Source organism: Pseudomonas typographi (assembly GCF_014694385.1).
GTDB classification, from domain to species: Bacteria; Pseudomonadota; Gammaproteobacteria; order Pseudomonadales; family Pseudomonadaceae; genus Aquipseudomonas; species Aquipseudomonas typographi.
This window is the reverse complement of the sequence record NZ_JAAOCA010000101.1, coordinates 1-981: the sequence shown is the minus strand read 5'-3', so window position 1 is coordinate 981 and position 981 is coordinate 1. Positions and strand designations below refer to the sequence as shown.

At 64.2% G+C, this 981-nt stretch carries 1 protein-coding gene; it reads right to left on the bottom strand.

Features of this window, described 5'->3' with window-relative positions; translation table 11 throughout:
- Positions 1 to 981, bottom strand: a 981-nt coding sequence (locus HAQ05_RS27825) for a phage tail tip protein J-related protein (RefSeq protein ID WP_190427591.1), incomplete at both ends; no start/stop codon positions are given.

The following is a 981-nucleotide window of genomic DNA, read 5'->3' as shown; positions in this document are numbered from 1 at the left end:
CGGTGATCTTGGTGGTGTTCTGCTCGACCTGCTGCGCCAGGCCGTTAGCCGTTTCGATGGATTGGCCCACGTCCAGCCAGTAATCCGCGTTAGGCGGCGGGGTTTCCTCGGGCACGTCCTGGGTGGCTTGGCAGATCCGGCCGCCAGCCACCACCATGTCGCCAGTGGTGTAAGTCTGGTCTTCCTTGTAGGCCGACAGGCCATCGAGCGCGGCGATCTGGTCGGCAAGGTCAGTGATCTTGTCGTTCAGCTCCGGACTCAGTTCAGTTTCGCTAATCTGACCGGCCAGGGCCGCCAGGAAGGCCCTCACGTCGTTCGAGGTCGACGCCGGCACCTTCAGGAATCCACTGACCCCATACGCATTGCGGGAGCGAATGAAGTAGTAATAGTTGGTGTAAAACGCCAGGCCCGTGTGGGTCATCGTCAGGCCCTGGCCGATGTATTCCGCGGCATCGGCCTCGGCGGTGGCGTCCATGGTGTAGAAATATTCGTAGGTGCCGCCATTGAGCCCATGCAGCGGGTTGCTGGGGATCAGAACGATGCTTTCCAGCGAAGACTGTACCGCGCACGCCTCTGGCACCGGCGGGCCATCGATGTTTACCGTGATGCTTGCCTCACCCGAGCGCGCCAGCGGTCCGATGGAGGCCACGCTCATGGTGTAGCTGCCGGAAGGCAGGCCAGCCAAGGGCACCTGGGTGCTGGTGGCCGGTACCTGCTGCGCCTGTACCGCCGTGCCGCCCTGGCGGACGGTGATCGCATAGCCAGTCACGATGCCCGTCGGGGGCGTCCAGGACAGTACGCCCTGGGTCACTTCGGCCGTATCGTCCTGAATCCAGGCCAGGTCCGTGGGCGAGCCCAGGCCGCCGGCGGGGAGGCTGATGAAGCCGATGGGATTGTAGGGCTGGCCCACGGCATCGTCGTAGATGGCCGGGTCGTACTGCGCCAGCGTGATGGTGCATCCTTCCGTGACGCCCATCGTCC